This window comes from uncultured Rossellomorea sp., assembly GCF_947488365.1.
Lineage (GTDB): Bacteria > Bacillota > Bacilli > Bacillales > Bacillaceae_B > Rossellomorea.
Genome location: NZ_CANKZT010000004.1, coordinates 382,653 through 400,193 on the forward strand (window position 1 = coordinate 382,653; position 17,541 = coordinate 400,193).

At 41.8% G+C, this 17,541-nt stretch carries 17 protein-coding genes and 1 riboswitch; all 17 genes read left to right on the forward strand.

From position 1 onward, the window contains the following. Positions 1-121: 121 nt before the first annotated feature. The 17 genes from Q1B03_RS16350 to Q1B03_RS16430 all read left to right on the forward strand — a co-directional run bounded on the left by Q1B03_RS16350 (position 122) and on the right by Q1B03_RS16430 (position 17,421). On the forward strand, positions 122-1,144 hold the full coding sequence (locus Q1B03_RS16350) for a methionine ABC transporter ATP-binding protein (RefSeq protein WP_299743648.1): 1,023 nt from the start codon (positions 122-124) through the stop codon (positions 1,142-1,144). After that, positions 1,141-1,809, forward strand: coding sequence for a methionine ABC transporter permease (locus tag Q1B03_RS16355; protein WP_299743651.1), 669 nt, complete (start codon positions 1,141-1,143; stop codon positions 1,807-1,809). The genes Q1B03_RS16350 and Q1B03_RS16355 overlap by 4 nt, the downstream gene beginning before the upstream one ends. 15 nt (positions 1,810-1,824) lie before the next feature. Next, positions 1,825-2,652, forward strand: coding sequence for a MetQ/NlpA family ABC transporter substrate-binding protein (locus tag Q1B03_RS16360; protein WP_299743653.1), 828 nt, complete (start codon positions 1,825-1,827; stop codon positions 2,650-2,652). A 155-nt stretch (positions 2,653-2,807) separates the two neighbouring features. Then, positions 2,808-3,173 carry a carboxymuconolactone decarboxylase family protein gene (locus Q1B03_RS16365; protein WP_299743656.1) on the forward strand — a complete coding sequence of 122 codons (366 nt, stop codon included), beginning with the start codon at positions 2,808-2,810 and terminating at the stop codon, positions 3,171-3,173. A gap of 877 nt (positions 3,174-4,050) precedes the next feature. Further along, positions 4,051-4,209 (forward strand): hypothetical protein, encoded by a 159-nt coding sequence (locus Q1B03_RS16370; protein ID WP_299743659.1) that lies wholly within the window; start codon positions 4,051-4,053, stop codon positions 4,207-4,209. Positions 4,210-4,559: 350 nt separating this feature from the next. Beyond that, a complete protein-coding gene (gene sufC, locus Q1B03_RS16375) occupies positions 4,560-5,345 on the forward strand; it encodes a Fe-S cluster assembly ATPase SufC (protein ID WP_044338171.1) in 786 nt (261 codons plus the stop codon). A 17-nt stretch (positions 5,346-5,362) separates the two neighbouring features. Beyond that, complete coding sequence (gene sufD, locus Q1B03_RS16380; RefSeq protein ID WP_299743664.1) at positions 5,363-6,673, forward strand: Fe-S cluster assembly protein SufD; 1,311 nt, start codon at positions 5,363-5,365, stop codon at positions 6,671-6,673. Next, positions 6,673-7,902 carry a cysteine desulfurase gene (locus Q1B03_RS16385; protein ID WP_299743667.1) on the forward strand — a complete coding sequence of 410 codons (1,230 nt, stop codon included), beginning with the start codon at positions 6,673-6,675 and terminating at the stop codon, positions 7,900-7,902. The genes sufD and Q1B03_RS16385 overlap by 1 nt, the downstream gene beginning before the upstream one ends. After that, positions 7,892-8,332 carry a Fe-S cluster assembly sulfur transfer protein SufU gene (gene sufU / locus Q1B03_RS16390; RefSeq protein WP_044338168.1) on the forward strand — a complete coding sequence of 147 codons (441 nt, stop codon included), beginning with the start codon at positions 7,892-7,894 and terminating at the stop codon, positions 8,330-8,332. The genes Q1B03_RS16385 and sufU overlap by 11 nt, the downstream gene beginning before the upstream one ends. A 39-nt stretch (positions 8,333-8,371) precedes the next feature. Beyond that, positions 8,372-9,769, forward strand: a complete 1,398-nt coding sequence (sufB, locus tag Q1B03_RS16395; RefSeq protein WP_148970815.1) for a Fe-S cluster assembly protein SufB — start codon at positions 8,372-8,374, stop codon at positions 9,767-9,769. A 152-nt stretch (positions 9,770-9,921) separates the two neighbouring features. Next, positions 9,922-10,764: a DUF72 domain-containing protein gene (locus tag Q1B03_RS16400; protein ID WP_299743677.1), complete on the forward strand. Its 843-nt coding sequence runs from the start codon at positions 9,922-9,924 to the stop codon at positions 10,762-10,764. 21 nt (positions 10,765-10,785) lie between these two features. Then, positions 10,786-11,610, forward strand: coding sequence for a sulfite exporter TauE/SafE family protein (locus tag Q1B03_RS16405; RefSeq protein WP_299743680.1), 825 nt, complete (start codon positions 10,786-10,788; stop codon positions 11,608-11,610). 27 nt (positions 11,611-11,637) lie between these two features. After that, on the forward strand, positions 11,638-12,990 hold the full coding sequence (locus Q1B03_RS16410; RefSeq protein ID WP_299743683.1) for a bifunctional UDP-sugar hydrolase/5'-nucleotidase: 1,353 nt from the start codon (positions 11,638-11,640) through the stop codon (positions 12,988-12,990). A 56-nt stretch (positions 12,991-13,046) separates the two neighbouring features. Next, positions 13,047-13,349, forward strand: coding sequence for a YunC family protein (locus Q1B03_RS16415; protein WP_299743686.1), 303 nt, complete (start codon positions 13,047-13,049; stop codon positions 13,347-13,349). A 192-nt stretch (positions 13,350-13,541) separates the two neighbouring features. Continuing rightward, positions 13,542-14,654, forward strand: coding sequence for an HD-GYP domain-containing protein (locus Q1B03_RS16420; protein ID WP_299743689.1), 1,113 nt, complete (start codon positions 13,542-13,544; stop codon positions 14,652-14,654). Positions 14,655-14,713: 59 nt separating this feature from the next. Then, positions 14,714-15,478, forward strand: a complete 765-nt coding sequence (gene yunB / locus Q1B03_RS16425; RefSeq protein WP_148970790.1) for a sporulation protein YunB — start codon at positions 14,714-14,716, stop codon at positions 15,476-15,478. A gap of 79 nt (positions 15,479-15,557) precedes the next feature. Beyond that, positions 15,558-15,740, forward strand: a riboswitch (Lysine riboswitch). 115 nt (positions 15,741-15,855) lie between these two features. Then, entirely contained in the window at positions 15,856-17,421 is a 1,566-nt protein-coding gene (locus Q1B03_RS16430; RefSeq protein WP_299743694.1) for a Na+/H+ antiporter NhaC family protein, read from the forward strand. Positions 17,422-17,541 lie beyond the last annotated feature (120 nt).

Genomic DNA, 17,541 nt, shown 5'->3' on the forward strand with positions numbered 1-17,541 from the left:
GCTTATCGCAGAGAGGCATTTTTTAATGATTTAGAAAAAGATAACCGGAAAATGCCAGCTATGTGCAACCATAATCTTGATTAAACAGGTCGTTTTACTCCGAAAGAAGGTGGAATACAACATGATTACCATTTCAGATGTGAAAAAAATTTATCAATCCAAATCGGGTCCAATTTCAGCCGTTGATGGCGTCAATATCGAGATTGCCCAAGGAGAAATTTTTGGAGTGATTGGCTATAGTGGAGCAGGTAAGAGTACGCTGATCCGCATGCTCAATGGTCTCGAAGTTCCTACAGAAGGAATAGTGGACGTAAATGGTCAAATCGTTTCCCGTGTAAAGGGTAAAAAGCTTCGGGAAGCAAGACAGTCCATAGGCATGATTTTTCAACACTTTAATCTCCTCTGGTCTCGTACAGTATTAGAAAATATACAGTTCCCATTAGAAATTGCTGGAGTACCAAAGAAAGAGAGACTCCATAGAGCCAATGAATTATTGAAGCTTGTAGGATTGGAAGGCAGGGGAGATGCCTATCCTTCTCAACTGAGCGGCGGACAAAAACAACGAGTGGGGATTGCAAGATCACTTGCTAACAATCCTGATGTCCTTCTATGTGATGAAGCTACTTCCGCTCTAGATCCACAAACAACTGATTCCATTCTTGATTTATTGGTGGATATTAATAAACGCTTAGGGCTGACGATTGTCCTGATCACTCATGAAATGCACGTGATTCAGAAGATCTGTCACCGTGTCGCAGTCATGGAACAGGGAAAAGTCGTGGAACTCGGGGATGTATTGGAAGTGTTCCGAAATCCACAAGAGCAAGTGACAAAGCGTTTCGTGAGAGAAGTCTCGCAAGTAAAAGAAACGGGTGAAACCATTGATCACCTATTGATGCAATATCCTAATGGGAAAGTGTTGAAATTTACTTTTGTCGGTGAATCAACCGAGCAACCGCTCATCACCACTCTGATAAGGAAGTTTGACTTAGACGTAAACATCCTTCAAGGACAAATCTCCCAAACTCAAAAAGGTGCCTATGGAACGTTATTTGTTCACCTTGATGGGGATGAACGGACCATTAAAGACGCATTGACGTTTGTTCAAACGCAACTGGTTCAAGTGGAGGTGTTAAGAGGATGATTGAAAATTTATTTCCAAATGTAGATTGGGACAAGATGTGGGAAGCAACCCTCGAAACCCTGTATATGACAGGGATGTCTGTAGTGATTACCTTTGTACTCGGAATGATCCTTGGGATTTTGCTCTTCCTCACCTCTAAGGAAAATCTATGGGATAACAAACTGACATACACGATTACAAGTGCAGTCGTAAATGTGTTCAGATCGATTCCATTCATTATATTGATCGTGTTGTTAATTCCGTTCACCAAGTTTTTATTGGACACAATCCGTGGAGCGAATGCAGCTTTGCCGGCACTGATCATTGGAGCTGCTCCGTTTTACGCCCGTATGGTAGAAATTGCTTTAAGAGAAGTGAACAAAGGCGTCATCGAGGCCGCGAAAGCGATGGGGGCGAAAACGAGCACAATTATCTGGAAAGTCCTGATCCCGGAATCCATGCCGGCTTTGATTTCAGGAATTACAGTAACAGCGATTGCTCTCGTTGGATATACGGCAATGGCCGGGGTCATCGGAGCAGGCGGTTTAGGAAACCTGGCCTATTTAGATGGCTTTCAACGAAGCAGGGAAGACGTGACGCTCGCCGCAACCATTATGATCTTACTCATTGTGTTTGCGATTCAAATATTAGGTGATTTCTTTACAAATAAATTAGATAAACGGTAAAAGGAGAGAAATATCATGAAAAAATGGGTAGCAGGAGTTATTGCAGCAACAAGCATTTTTGGATTGGCAGCATGTGGGAGTAATTCAGAATCAGGAGGAGGCAGCGACGAGAAAGAATTAGTGGTTGGAGCTTCCAATATTCCTCACGCTGAAATTCTTGAACAAGTGAAGCCTTTATTAGAGGAGAAAGGTATCAATTTAGAAATTGAAACGTACCAAGACTATATCTTGCCAAATAAAGATCTGGATAATGGGGATATTGACGCAAACTATTTCCAACATGTACCGTACTTAGAATCTCAAAAAGCGGAACACGGTTATGATTTTGAAAATGCTGGCGGCATTCACATTGAGCCGATTGGCGTTTATTCTAAAAAGTACAAATCCCTTGAAGAGCTGCCTGAAGGTGCAACGATTCTAATGAGTAATTCTGTAGCAGATCACGGACGTATTCTTACGTTATTAGAAGAAAAAGGTCTTATTACATTGAATGATGGAGTAGACAAGACAAAAGCAACGCTGGAAGACATTAAAGAAAATCCAAAGAAACTAAAATTCGATTACGAATATGAAGCAGCTCTTCTTCCACAATTGTATGAAAATGAAGAGGGAGATGCTGTTCTGATCAATTCCAACTATGCGATCGATGCAGGTTTGAATCCTTTGGAAGATTCGATCGCCATTGAAGACAGTAATTCTCCATATGTGAATGTGATTGCTGTGAATAAAGGTGACGAAAACAAAGAGGAAGTGAAGGCGCTTGTTGAAGCTCTTCGTTCAAAAGAAATCCAGGACTTTATTAAAGAGGAATGGGATGGGGCAGTTGTTCCGGTGACCGAATAATTTCATATAGCGTAAATAAGAAACCCGATTCTGATTGATCAAAATCGGGTTTCTTTTCTGGATAAGTACTTACCGTATTTTTTTTAAACATAATCATTTCCATTATAGCTCATACTATTTTCGATGAATCTATTTCAGAAATGGAGCTGAATGAAATGCAGATAGAACCAAGAAATACAACAGAAGCTGCCCTTCATGATTATAAAATGGGACTTGGAATCTTCACTGAAAAAATGCCTGAGCTTGCCGAGCAGTATAATACGTTTACCGAGCACTGCTTTAGAGAAGGAGTTCTTTCAAAAAAAGAAAAGCAGTTGATCGCGTTAGGAATAAGTCTTTATTCCCAGGATGAATATTGCATCATCTATCACACAAAAGGATGCCTGGATCAAGGGTGTTCAGAAGAAGAAATCCTTGAAGCAATAGGAGTAACGGCTGCATTTGGCGGCGGAGCTGTCATGAGTCAGGCTGTGACTTTAGTACAGCAATCGATTCAGGATTTGAATCAGTTAAAACAATAAGTAAGGGATGAGTCGAAGGGGAGGAATCCTCTTCGATTTTTTTGTTGAAATTAGTGTTTGAACAAGGCTTTTCATTCAATTACATAATCTTCCTGGGCTTTGTCAATTAGTGTGTTGGATGGTGAGGTGACTTTTCTTGAAGTTAGCGTTTAACAGCCATAAAGTAGTAGCACAGAGTGGATTGTAGCGGAAGGCACTTGACTCCTGCGGGAAATAGAGGAAAAGTAGAAAAGCGGATGCGGCTCGCTCAGCCCCGACAAGCATAAGATGAATGGGCCTAAGAAGGCGTTCTTTGCCTTCTTGGACCATTTAGCTTATGACCTCGAGGGGCTAGCCGCCGGAGCTAGAAAGGTCGAGACCCCGCAGGGCAAAGCCCGAGGAGGCTCGACTTCCTCCCCGCGGAAAGCAAGTGCCTGGAACGAAAAGGAACGGTCCCTGTTTTCAAATTACCATCCGTTCAATAGAAAAATTACATTTTTGGAAGCTGCCCGAAAACAGTGGGAGAGACCCTAAAAGATCGACAAGGATACTCACCGGCCGTACTTTCTTTATGTAAAATAGCGACAATGTTTATGAAAAAAGCTATTTTATTTAATATGAGGTGGAAAGTTCGTTTGTGATCACCAAGTACTAAATACTTATTCAATAAAATGAATATATATTAAAAAAGCTATTAATTGGCAGTATAATGGCGGAATTTTGTGAAAACTTAATGGTAGCCCCTCGGAGTCAGGTTGAAAAGGTGAATTTAAGAAAAAATGACCCTATACTGGTTTTGTCTTGTGAACGAGGGGGTAGTATAGTTGTAACGTAATTAAAAACCTGAAAGGAATGATTCATTATCGACTCTCTTGAGAGTATCTCGTACACAAGTGAAATGGAAAAGGCAATGCATGGAGCCCATGGGATTGGTTATGAGGTGTACAAACGAAAGCATGATGTCAGAATGCAAGTAGAGAAAAGAAGAGAGCAGGACTATAAGGAAAGCAGAAGAATGATTGCTGCACTTGATCGTAAGGTGCACTCTAATATATAATAAGGAAGAAAAAAGGAAACCAGTGTAGACGATGCACTGGTTTTTTTATTGTTATGAATACAACGCCAAGTCTAATAACGGAAGAACAAAGCGGACGGTTTCATAGGTTTCAAATCATATCAGTATCGATATGTTCACCATGACAGGAAACTGTATAAGAAACCCCTACATTTTTCCTGTATTTTAAGTTAACAATAGAAAAGGATTATCTTGTCAAGTTTACACTATCTGTATAGTTGAAAAAGTTGATAATAGCTTTTATTTGTTATAAGATTGTAATGAGAATAAATTGAGAATGATTAAAGAATTTAATTCTTAAATTCATTATAAAGTCACGGAGGTAAATACACATGGCAGGTTCTACTTTAACAATTAAAGATCTTCATGTTGAGATTGAAGGAAAGGAAATCCTGAAAGGGGTTAACCTTGAAATTAAAGGTGGAGAAATCCACGCAGTAATGGGACCAAATGGTACAGGTAAATCTACTTTATCTTCTGCTATCATGGGTCATCCAAAGTATGAAGTGACAAAAGGAAGCATTCACTTCGACGGTGAAGATGTGCTTGAAATGGAAGTTGATGAGCGTGCTCGCGTAGGTCTATTCCTTGCAATGCAGTATCCTAGTGAAATCAACGGTGTTACGAATGCGGACTTCTTACGTTCAGCAATCAACAGCCGTCGCGAAGAGGGCGAAGAAATTTCTCTAATGAAATTCATCCGCAAAATGGATTCTGAAATGGAATACCTGGAAATGGATCCAGATATGGCACAGCGTTACTTAAACGAAGGGTTCTCTGGCGGAGAGAAGAAGCGTAATGAAATCCTTCAATTAATGATGTTACAACCTAAGATCGCCATCCTGGACGAGATTGACTCTGGTCTTGATATCGATGCCCTTAAAGTTGTATCAAAGGGAATCAATAAAATGCGCGGTGAAGATTTTGGTTGCTTAATCATCACTCACTATCAGCGTCTTCTTAACTACATCACTCCTGATCATGTTCACGTCATGATGCAAGGACGCATTGTGAAATCTGGCGGAGAGGAATTAGCACAACGCCTGGAAGCTGAAGGATATGACTGGATTAAAGAAGAGTTAGGAATCAAAGACGAAACTGTTGGCCAAGAAGCGTAAGTGTTAGGGGGATGAAAATGACTGTAGAAACGAAACTACCAGTAGATCAGGACTATGTCAGCTCCTACTCAAAACAACTTGGAGAGCCAGAATGGTTAACAACCCTTCGTACAGATGCCTTTGATAAAGTAAAGGATCTAAGCCTTCCAGTTGCTGATAAAACAAAAATCACGAATTGGAATTTTACTCAATTCCAGAAGCATACTGTGGAAAGTGATGCGTTTTCATCATTGAGTGAGCTGCCGGATGAAGCTAAAGCATTAGTTGATTTGGAAAGCACAGACCAAAGTTTATATATTCAACGTAATAATACACCTGCTTTTCTTTCTCTTTCGAACGAATTAAAGGATAACGGTGTTATTTTCACGGATATTTTTACAGCAGTGAAGGATCATAGTGAACTTGTTCAAAAGTACTTCATGACTGAAGGCGTTAAAACGGATGAGCATAAGCTAACAGCACTTCATGCAGCGTTAATGAATGGAGGGGCATTCCTTTACATTCCGAAAAACGTAGAATTAACCCAACCGATTCAAGCGGTATACGTCCATGACAATGCTGAAGTGGCGATGTTTAACCACGTATTGGTTGTTGCTGAAGACAATAGCTCTGTCACGTATGTTGAAAACTATATTTCTACTACAGATGTAGAAGATGGCGTATACAACATCGTAACGGAAGTTGTGGCAAATAATAATTCGAAAGTGGCGTACGGTGCGGTGGATAATCTAGCAAGCGGATTAACGACTTACGTTAACCGTCGTGGAGTTGCACAAAGAGATGCACGCATCGAGTGGGCTCTTGGATTGATGAACGATGGAGACACCGTTTCTGAAAACGTAACAAACCTAATGGGCGATGGCTCATACGGAGATACAAAAACGGTTGTTGTTGGACGCGGAAAACAGAAACAAAACTTCACGACAAAGGTTGTTCACTTCGGTAAAAACTCTGAAGGATACATCCTTAAGCATGGAGTAATGAAAGACGAAGCATCTTCCATCTTTAATGGTATCGGTAAAATTGAACACGGTGCGTCTAAGTCGAATGCAGAGCAAGAGTCTCGCGTCTTGATGCTTAGCGAAAAAGCACGTGGAGATGCAAACCCGATTCTTCTTATCGATGAAGATGACGTAACGGCAGGTCATGCTGCGTCTGTGGGTCGAGTGGATCCATTGCAACTATACTACCTGATGAGTCGTGGTATCCCGCAGCATGAAGCGGAACGTCTGGTTATTCATGGTTTCTTGGCTCCAGTGGTGAAACAATTACCGATTGAAGGAGTTAAGAAACAACTTGTTGAGGTTATCGAAAGGAAAGTAAACTAATGGATGTAAAAGAGATTCGTAAACAATTTCCGATTCTCGACCAGGAAGTAAATGGCCATCCACTTGTTTATCTTGACAGTGCCGCAACATCACAAAAGCCAGTTTCAGTTATCGAAGCGATGAATGATTATTATCGTGGATATAACTCTAATGTTCACAGGGGTGTTCACACTCTTGGGACGAGAGCGACAGATGGATATGAAGGTGCCCGCGAAAAGGTCCGTAATTTCATTAACGCTTCCTCGACTCAAGAAGTAATTTTTACCCGTGGGACGACAACAGCAATCAATACAGTTGCAGCAAGCTACGGTCGCGCCAACCTTACCGAGGGTGACGAAATTGTGATTACTCACATGGAGCATCACAGTAATATCATTCCTTGGCAGCAGTTAGCCAAAGAAACCGGAGCGACTTTAAAATATGTACCTCTTCAAGAAGATGGAACGATAGCGATTGAAGATGTCAGAGCGACCGTCTCATCTCAAACGAAAATTGTTTCGATCATGATGGTTTCAAACGTGCTTGGTACGATGAACCCAATTAAGGAAATCACCAAGATTGCTCATGAAAATGGTGCAGTCATGGTCGTTGACGGAGCACAGGCCGCTCCACATATGAAGATCGACGTACAAGACTTGGACTGTGATTTCTTTGCCTTTTCAGGTCATAAAATGGTAGGTCCCACAGGAATCGGAGTGCTTTATGGTAAGAAAAAACACCTGAACAAAATGGAACCGGTCGAATTTGGTGGAGAAATGATTGACTTTGTCGGACTTCAAGAATCCACCTGGAAAGAGCTTCCGTGGAAGTTTGAAGGTGGTACACCGATCATTGCAGGTGCCATTGGACTTGGAGCTGCGATTGATTTCCTTGAAGAAGTAGGACTTCATAACATTGAAGAACATGAACATAAGCTTGCGGCTTATGCATTGGAGAAAATGAATGAAGTTGAAGGCATGAAAATTTTCGGACCAAGTGATCCCGGAAAACGCGCAGGTCTTGTTACGTTTAACATTGATGATGTTCATCCGCATGATGTGGCAACCGTACTTGATGCTGAAGGGATTGCCGTTCGCGCGGGTCATCACTGTGCACAACCTCTGATGAAGTGGTTGAACGTATCCGCAACAGCACGTGCCAGCTTCTACCTCTATAATACGGAAGAAGATATTGATAAACTTGTTGCAGGCCTATTGAAGACAAAGGAGTTTTTCAGCGATGTCTTTTAATAATTTAGATCAGTTATATCGACAAGTCATCATGGATCATTATAAGAATCCACGAAATAAAGGTTCTTTAGAAGATGGAAGCTTTACCATCGATATGAATAACCCTACTTGTGGAGATCGCATACACCTGACTTTAAAGGTGGAAGATGGTATCGTTCAGGATGCGAAGTTCGATGGAGAAGGTTGTTCGATCTCCATGGCTTCTGCTTCAATGATGACACAAGCGGTTAAAGGGAAAGAGATTGAGAAAGCATTGAAGCTTTCCAAGATCTTCTCTGATATGATGCAAGGCAATGACTATGACGACGATGTGGATTTAGGAGATATTGAAGCATTACAAGGAGTCGCGAAATTTCCTGCCCGTATCAAATGTGCGACATTGGCATGGAAAGCGATGGAAAAAGGAGTGTCAGAGGAAGAGCAGGAATAATGCTCTCCTTCGGCACTACCAAAGAATGGAGGAATCAACATGGCTAAGAAAGCGCCTGAGATTGGAGATTATAAATATGGATTCAGCGACAAAGACGTCTCAATTTTTCGTTCCAAACGTGGTTTGACGCGTGAAATCGTAGAAGAAATCTCCCGCATGAAAGAAGAACCTCAATGGATGCTTGATTTCCGTTTGAAGTCACTTGAGCATTTTTATAATATGTCTATGCCTCAATGGGGCGGTGACATGCAGGAACTGAACTTTGATGAGATCACTTACTATGTGAAGCCTTCTGAAAAGTCGGAGCGCAGCTGGGATGAAGTACCTGAAGAAATCAAGCAGACGTTTGATAAATTAGGTATTCCGGAAGCAGAGCAAAAGTATCTTGCAGGGGTTTCTGCTCAATATGAGTCAGAAGTTGTATACCACAACATGCAATCAGATCTTGAAGACATGGGGATCGTTTTTAAAGATACAGATTCTGCTCTTAAAGAGAATGAAGAACTTTTCCGCGAGCACTGGGCAAAGGTTATTCCTCCAACGGATAACAAGTTCGCTGCCCTTAACTCAGCGGTATGGTCCGGTGGATCTTTTATCTATGTTCCTAAAGGAATCAAGGTGGATACACCACTTCAAGCCTATTTCCGCATTAACTCAGAGAACATGGGTCAATTCGAGCGTACACTGATCATCGTGGATGAAGGCGCAAGTGTTCACTATGTTGAGGGTTGTACAGCACCTGTTTACACAACGAATTCACTTCACTCTGCAGTCGTTGAAATCATCATCAAGAAAGATGCGTACTGCCGATATACGACGATTCAAAACTGGGCGAACAACGTGTTCAACCTGGTTACCAAGCGTGCTGTATGTGAAGCGAACGCAACGATGGAATGGGTGGATGGAAACATCGGTTCTAAATTAACGATGAAATACCCGGCGGTTATCCTTAAAGGTGAAGGCGCTCGAGGTATGACACTATCCATCGCATTGGCAGGTAAAGGCCAGCATCAGGATGCCGGAGCGAAAATGATTCACTTGGCACCAAATACTTCTTCTACAATCGTTTCTAAATCCATCTCCAAGCATGGTGGTAAAGTAACGTACCGTGGAATTGTACACTTTGGCCGTAAAGCGGAAGGCGCACGTTCAAATATTGAGTGTGATACGCTGATCATGGATAACCAATCAACTTCCGATACGATCCCTTACAACGAAATTCTTAACGATAACATCTCGTTAGAACACGAAGCGAAGGTATCAAAAGTGTCTGAAGAACAATTATTCTATCTTATGAGCCGCGGTATTTCAGAGGAAGAAGCAACAGAGATGATCGTAATGGGCTTCATCGAGCCATTCACGAAAGAACTTCCAATGGAATACGCAGTCGAAATGAACCGCCTGATCAAGTTCGAAATGGAAGGTTCAATCGGATAATCTTTTAAACCAAACTCCCTTGATGTCTCATCAGGGGAGTTTTTTCTGGTTCCAATAATCACTACGATTCTTCCTCAATCCATTCAAACATAAGAATTTCCATTCCCCTTATGATAAAATGGACATGTTCATAATAAAGCAGGTGAATGAAGATGATATACATAGGTGTAACAGGCTGGGGAGATCATGATACCCTTTATGAAAATGTTTCCCCTAGAGACAAACTAAAAGAATACGGTGCTCATTTCCCCATCGTCGAGGTGGATACAACGTTCTACGCTGTCCAGCCTATTCGAAATGCTGAAAAATGGGTAAGGGAAACACCCCGGGACTTTAAGTTTATAGTAAAAGCGTATCAGGGTATGACGGGACATCAGCGGGGAGAAATCCCTTTCGAAACAAAGGAAGAGATGTTTAGGGCCTTTAAAGAATCCCTTGCTCCATACGTAGATTCAGGTAAGTTAGCGATGGTACTGCTTCAATTTCCCCCTTGGTACGATTGTAATAAGGAACATGTTGACTATATCCGGTACTGCCGGGAACAATTAAAAGGGTTCCCCCTGTCGCTTGAGTTCCGTCATCAAAGCTGGTTCAGACCACAGTTTCGGGATAAGACGTTAACGTTTATGAAAAAGGAAGGGTGGATCCATAGCATTTGCGATGAACCTCAGGCAGGAGAAGGATCTGTACCGCGGGTCTTGGAAGCCACTCATAAAGATGCGACTCTTATTCGGTTTCACGGCAGGAATCTGTATGGCTGGAATAAACCGAATGGAGGAGATTGGCGGGAGGTTCGTTATTTATATCGCTATAATCGTGCTGAATTAGAGGAGTGGATTCCGCATATTTATCAGCTGCACAAAACCTCTAACGATCTTTATATTCTTTTCAATAATAATTCCGGTGGAGATGCCGCTGATAACGCGAAAGAGCTCATTGAATTATTAGGCATTGAATATGGAGGACTTGCACCAAAGCAACTGGATTTATTTTAGCTGACAGGAGATGAAAGACAGATGGAATGGATTGTTCTTCTATCAATCGGACTTTTAGCAGGAGCAATAGGATCCCTCGTCGGATTGGGCGGAGGCGTCATCATTGTTCCTGCCCTCATTTATTTCGGTACATATACAAGCTTGATAGAAGAAATGAACCCTCAGACAGCAGTAGGAACATCATTGGTCATTATGATTTTTACAGGGTTATCATCCACCCTGGCCTATCTAAAGCACAAGACCGTAGATTATAAAAGCGGTTTGATCTTCTTTGCAGGCAGTGGGCCGGGTTCAATACTGGGAGCGTGGGTAAACAAGGGATTGAACATGGAAAGCTTTAATTTATACTTCGGCATTTTCATGATACTGATCGCCATTATTCTCATGGTCCGAAACAAGTTAAAGCCTATTGAGAAATTCAAGGATGCTTCCTTTCAACGGAAGTTTACGGATCCCGCTGGAAAGACCTTTCGTTATGGGTATCCTCCTTTATTAGGAGGGGCTATTGCTTTTGTAGTTGGATTTACGTCAGGTTTATTTGGCATTGGTGGCGGATCATTAATGGTACCTGCCATGATCTTAGTATTTCTTTTTCCTCCCCATGTAGCCGTTGCCACATCCATGTTCATGATTTTTCTATCTGCGTTGGTTGGCTCAGGTACACATATCATGTTAGGCAATGTAAAGTGGTTGTATGCTCTTGCCCTTATTCCTGGGGCCTGGATTGGAGCTAAGTCCGGGGCCTATTTAAATACGAAACTTGAATCGAAAGTATTAGTGAGTATTTTACGCATTATTTTAATTTTAATTGGAATTCGATTGATTTACCAAGGCATTACAGGATAACATACCTCCAATAGGAGTGAGCAAATAGTGAGAGAAACCATTCATATTTATCATACAAACGACCTTCACAGTCATTTTGAACATTGGTCAAGGATTCGGGATTTTTTGAAAATGAGAAAACAATGGCATCTTGATGAAGGGGATCCTGTTTATCTATTTGATATCGGAGATCATGTGGACCGCTGGCATCCATTAAGTGAAGCGACTTTAGGAAAAGGAAACATCGAATTTCTAAATGAAGTCGGCTTTGATGCTGTAACGATCGGGAACAATGAAGGTATTACACTGGACTATGTAGATTTAAACAGCCTTTATGATCATGCCGATTTTCACGTGATTGTAGGCAATCTATTAGATCAGTCTGGACAACATCCAAGCTGGTTAAAGCCTTATCATATTTTTCGAACGGATAGTGGAATGAAGATAGGGGTCATTGGATTGACAGCCTATTTCAAACCATTTTACGAAGCTCTCGGCTGGAATATTACATCTCCAATGGATGAACTGCAGAAGTTGGTTCAAGAGCTTCATCCACAGGTGGATATGATAATCCTTCTTTCACATTTAGGGATAAGGGATGACGAGGTGATTGCAGAACAATTTCCTGAGATTGACGTTATCCTCGGAGCTCATACCCATCATGTACTTCATCAAGGAAAAGAAATTAAGGGAACGATGCTTGGCGCAGCAGGAAAGTTTGGTCATTATGTTGGGCATATGATGATTGAGGTTGATATAACCAATAAAACCATCATAGGGAAAAAAGCACAGCTCTATGAACAGCACGAGCTTCCCTCTGTCGAAAAGGAAGAACAGGAAAGCCTGGAGTGGTATCAGGCAGGAGAGGATTTGTTAAGAAAAGAAGTATCATCTCTTACGAAATCCTTATCCGTGGATTGGTTCAATCCATCCCCGCTTCCGAACGTTTTATGTGATGCCCTTGCTGAATGGTGCCGGGCTGATTGTGCCTTTCTTAATTCAGGCTTGCTCATCGATGGACTGAGTGAGGGATCGGTGACGAAACAGGATTTGCATCGCATCCTGCCTCATCCGATCAATCCCTGCCTGATTAAGGTGAAGGGGGCGGAGCTTAAGGAAATCATTAAACAAACATTTAATGAGGAATGGCCGCATCTTCAAGTGAAAGGGTTAGGGTTCAGAGGCAAAGTGATGGGACGATTTGTATACACGAATGTTCAATTCGGAGACCATGAAATCTTAATCGATAACAAGCCGATCGATTCTCAGAAAGTGTACAAGCTTGCCTTACCTGATATGTTCACGTTTGGACACTTCTTTCCTGACCTTCAAAGACTAGAAAAAAAATACTTTATGCCTGAGTTTTTACGAGATGTTCTTGAATGGAAATTAAAGCAGTAAATGTTTCACCGTTTCCTTTTCCGCGTCATACATATGAGTGAAAGGAGCGATGAAACATGATGAATGTATTTCCGATTACCATTCAGGGACATACCTTTTTAGCGATTTCTGTTGAACTGCCCAAAACCAATCTCCTCGTTGTGACGAGTGATATAGGATATATAATGTGTGGAGCACTGGACGTAGCGTTACTAAATGAGAAGTTAAAAGACAGAGGAATCATTGCAGGAAGAGCCGTCGGTGTAAAAACAATCGATCAGCTACTTGATGCCCCTCTTGAATCCATCACCATCGAAGCAGAAAATCGCGGCATCACACCGGGCATGATCGGCCGGGATGCATTGTTAAAAATGATATAAGTGTCAAGAAGGACCAGTTGCTCTTTTGAGGGCGCTGGTTTTTGTTTTGGTGTCGGAGGACACCATCAATATTCTTTCATGAATAATTAACAATATACAAGGAAATACACCTTGCAAGAACGTTTTTATCCTTTATAATGGAGATACTAGGAAATTTTGTCGAAAAATGAAAGAATTACATAGGAGAATTCTATGAGGCTTATATCAACTAGGGCTTTGAAACCGGGCATGGTTCTAGCTACAACCGTATATAATATGAGAGGTCAAGCTTTAATTCATGATAACGTTCCGATAACAGAACGCATGATTTATAGATTGCAGGAGCTTAGTATTCAGTATGTCTATATTGAAGACTCGCTTTCGAGCGGAATCCATGTAAATGGGACCGTTTCGAATAAAGTGAGACAGCAAGCTGTAAACAATATTGAAATGGCCTTTAATCAATTAAGCGCATCGAAAACGGCGCCAAGTGCGCTCATGATTGAAGATAGTGCTAAGCAATTGAAGCAGGTGATTGATGTAGTCTTGTCTGAAGTAAAGGCAAATCATGATCTCCTAACCATTTTGACAGATGTTTTCACATATGATTCCTATATTTTTCATCATTCATTTAATGTTACATTGTATACGCTCTCAATTGGTCTTGAACTTAAGCTCTCTGCTAAACAGCTCGAGCAGTTAGGGGTGGGAGCGATTTTGCATGATATCGGTAAGATGCTGGTACCAGAGGAGATTCTATTGAAGCCAGGTAAGCTGACAGAAGGCGAGTTCTCTGAAATTAAGAAGCATTCTGAACACGGCTTTGAGATTCTGAGACAGCTTCATTCTGTGTCTTTGATCATTGCTCATTGCGCTTATCAGCATCATGAGAGGCTTGATGGATCCGGTTATCCACGGGGAATCAAAGGCGAGGATATTCATCCGTTTGCAAAAATCATTGCAGTGGCGGATGTATTTGACGCCATGACGTCTAATCGTGTGTATCGGAAAGCCATGCTTCCACATCAAGCGTTGGAGGTATTATATGCAGGCAGCGGCACCCTGTTTGATACAAATGTAATCGAAGCCTTCAGGTCTTCTGTTGCCATCTATCCAAATGGGATGGTTGTGGAGCTGAATGATGGCCGAAAAGGAATAGTGACAGATCAAAATAAAGGGGTAACGGATCGACCGGTGATTCGGATCATCGAAGAAGACGGACAGGAATTACAAACCCCTTATCCCATTGATTTAAGCACGGAATTAGATAAGGTGATTACCGGGTTTGACCCGGATTATGAACCCCAATCTCTAAAAATTAAATAATTTTTTTGCGTTAAACCCCTCTTACTGTGCATACAAATAGCTTGTAAGGGGGGATTTTTTTGTCAAAGTTTAAAACATACAAACCCCGAAGAGGAGGGCCGCTACCTTTTCGATATGTGATGATCATTACGATTCTATTCTTTATGATATCTACTGGATTCGGGTTGTGGATCATTAATAAAGGTTTAAAACCGACACTTCTTGCTTATGCTGAGACCCAGACCAGCAGGATCGGTACGTTAGTTATCAATAAAGCAATTAACAAAAAAATTGCCGATGTTCTTGATATTTCGGATATAACGGAAGAAGTGAAGAATACAGAAGGCGATATTGTCTCATTTAAATACAATACTCAGACAATCAACCGGGTTCAGGCAGAAATCACAAACTTAGTACAGCAAAACCTGCAGGAAGCAGAGGAAGGAAATTTAGAAAACCTGGAATTTATTACCGAAGTGGAAATCGATGAAGGGAAATCTAAAGCAGCGAAGGGCATCACTTACTCGGTGCCTCTTGGTCAGGCGACCAACAACGTGTTACTCGGTAATCTGGGTCCAAAAGTGCCCATTCGCTTTCATTCGATCGGGGATGTCCGTTCCGATATTAAAACGACAGTAGAGCAATTTGGGATCAATAATGCTGTTGTAAAAGTGTTTGTCGAGCTTGAAGTCAATGTCCAGATCATCATTCCATTTGCAACGAAAACGGAAACCATCAAGCAGGATATCCTGGTTGCCATGGGTACCGTTCACCTGGATGTACCACAGTTTTATAACAATGGTGGAGGTGAATCCAGCCCATCCATTGAAATTCCCACAAATTAGTCAGGAAAAAAAGTTGTCAAAAGAATGATAGTTTGTTATATTAATAAAGAAAATTTAATAACACACCACATCATCAGTCCGATGGGGTAGAGGCGCAGGGTTCAAGAGTATGCTGTTTGAGGATGACAACTGGGAGAACAGATGAAAGGGAACTTTTGCCGAAGTAAATATGCATGTCGAAGGTGTATTTGCTGGGGTTATCTTGAAGAAGGATAACACTGTCATTATAGGGGAATCTCTATAATGGGGAGCTACAGATCGTGATGGAGCACTTAAATTACTTACTAAGGTAATGATAGTTTCTCTATCGTTGCCTTTTTTTATTATCCTCTGTCATGCTACGATGGTTCCCCCCTATCAAATAGGAGGAGGACACTATGGAAAACACGATTTACTCACTATTACCACCCCTTTTAGCCATTCTTATGGTTATACTTACGAGACGGGTTCTACTTTCACTCGGAGTAGGAATCGTTGCGTCTGCCTTTCTGTTAGCAGATTTCTCAATTACAAATACATTCAGCTTTATGTGGGACGCCTTTAAAGGCATCTTTGTCGCAGATGGAGCACTCAACACCTGGAATGTCTATATTATTTTCTTCTTACTTATTCTTGGTGTGATCACGGCGTTTGTGAACATTTCCGGCGGTAGCCGCGCATTTGGTGAATGGGCGATGAAACGTGTGAAAACGAGAAAAGGGGCACAGCTTCTTGCAGCCGTTTTAGGTATCATAATTTTTATTGATGACTATTTTAACGCCCTTGCTGTTGGACAGGTTTCGAGACCCATTACGGATCGCCACAAAATTTCACGGGCAAAACTAGCCTATATCATTGACTCCACATCGGCACCGATTTGTGTCGTTTCACCAATCTCAAGCTGGGGAGCGTACATTATCGGGATTATCGGTTCGATTCTTGCTGCACACAGCATCACTGAATACACAGCATTTTCAGCATTCGTTCAAATGATTCCAATGAACCTTTACGTCTGGGCAGCTGTCCTTCTTGTGATCATGGTTGCTGCTAAAGGCTTGGACTTCGGAAAAATGAAAGAGCATGAAGTAAGAGCCCTTGAAACAGGAGCCCTTTATGACCCTGAAAAAGAGATTCCAGGCGAATTGAAAAATGATCTGCCTGTAAGCTCGAAAGGATCAGTAGGAGATCTTGTCTGGCCAATCGTGGCTCTGGTCATCGGTACAATCGGAATGATGCTCTGGACAGGGTATCAAGCCGTCGGATCATTTGACATCCTGCCGATATTTGAAAATACAGATGTAACGAAATCTTTATTATATGGTGGATTATTCGGTCTCCTTGTTGCGCTGATCTTCTTCCTTCGTCAAGTCAGCTTGAAAGGAATTGAAGGCAAAGCCGTTGGAGTAGCAGTAGTGGAAGGAATCAAATCCATGCTGCCAGCCGTTTACATTCTTATCTTCGCATGGACGATCGTAACATTGATCGATCAATTGCAAACAGGTACGTATCTTGCGGGTCTGGTTGAACAATCCAGCTTACCGATGCAGGCACTTCCGGTCATCTTGTTCTTAGTTGCCGGAATCATGGCGTTCTCCACAGGGACATCCTGGGGATCGTTTGGTATCTTACTGCCGATCGCCGGGGAAATTGCAGCAGCGACAGATGTAAGTATCTTATTGCCTGCTATGGCAGCCGTTTTAGCTGGATCCGTATTGGGAGATCACTGTTCTCCAATCTCAGATACGACGATCCTTTCCTCAACTGGAGCAGGAAGCAATCATATCGATCACGTTCTCACACAGCTTCCATATGCATTGATCGGAGCGGTTGCTGCTTCAATTGGATACCTTGTACTGGGATTCACTGGTAGCACGTTACTTGGTTTAGGAGTTGTGATTATTTTAATCCTGGCATTCGCTTTTCTGTTTGGTGAAAAAGCAAAACCGGCTGTATCAGAACAATAATGAAATGAAGAACCAGGAGCTCATTGGCTCCTGGTTTTTTTATGCAATTTTCACTTGATGTCAGGGTATTTATTAAAACCCATGGTGGTATCAAGAAATCCCCCTCGACCTTTCCAATCA